Raw genomic sequence first — 714 nt, 5'->3', positions numbered from 1 at the left:
TCCGACACGTCGCGGCCCTTCACCTCGGCCAGAACAGTCAGGGTCAATGCCTCGTCCTGCGACACGGTAAAGGCTTTCGCCATGCCAAGGCTGATCTGGCCCTCTTTCAGCGCGTCCAGAACCGGGGCGGGCAGGGCTGCCAAGGCAAGGCGGCGATACACATGGGCCTCGGTCTTGCCGAAGCTGCGGGCAATGGCCGACACGTCTGCGCCTGCCTCCTTCATCCGGCCATAGGCGCGGATCTCGTCAGCGGGGGCCAGATCCTCCCGCGCCGCGTTCTCGGCACTGGCCCATGCGCGGGCAGTGGCCTCGTCGGGTGCGATGCGGACGGGGATGGAAGCCAGTTCCGGGTGGCGTTCGGTCACGGTGGCGTCACGCTCGACGGCACGGGCAATGGCCCGCAGCCTGCGGCCTCCCGCGACAATGCCCACGCGGCCCTCTCCATCGAGGATGCCGGACAGGTTCTGGATCAGGCCGATCATGGCAAGGCTGTCGGCCAGCAGGTCGATCCCCTCCGGGTCGGCGTCCTGACGCGGGTTCAGGTCGGAGACATAGAGTTGGGCCAGCGGGAAATACTGGATGGAGGCGGGGGCGATGGTTTCGCGCTTCATGGGAATGGTCCTTTTGCGACGGATGGTTTTTGTTATGGATGCCCTGCCCTCATTGCCGTGGGGGCAGGGCGGGCTTTGTCAAAGTGCGCCGTGCTGGATCAGG

General features: G+C 66.2%; 1 protein-coding gene. It reads right to left on the bottom strand.

Features of this window, described 5'->3' with window-relative positions:
* On the bottom strand, nt 1-611 hold a 611-nt coding region (locus tag ACFOM8_RS23060), incomplete at its 3' end, for a ParB/RepB/Spo0J family partition protein (protein ID WP_377764692.1).
* Between the last annotated feature and the right edge of the window lie 103 nt (nt 612-714).

The organism is Paracoccus angustae (assembly GCF_042648745.1).
Classification (GTDB): domain Bacteria; phylum Pseudomonadota; class Alphaproteobacteria; order Rhodobacterales; family Rhodobacteraceae; genus Paracoccus; species Paracoccus angustae.
This window is presented reverse-complemented; position numbering and strand designations above follow the sequence as displayed.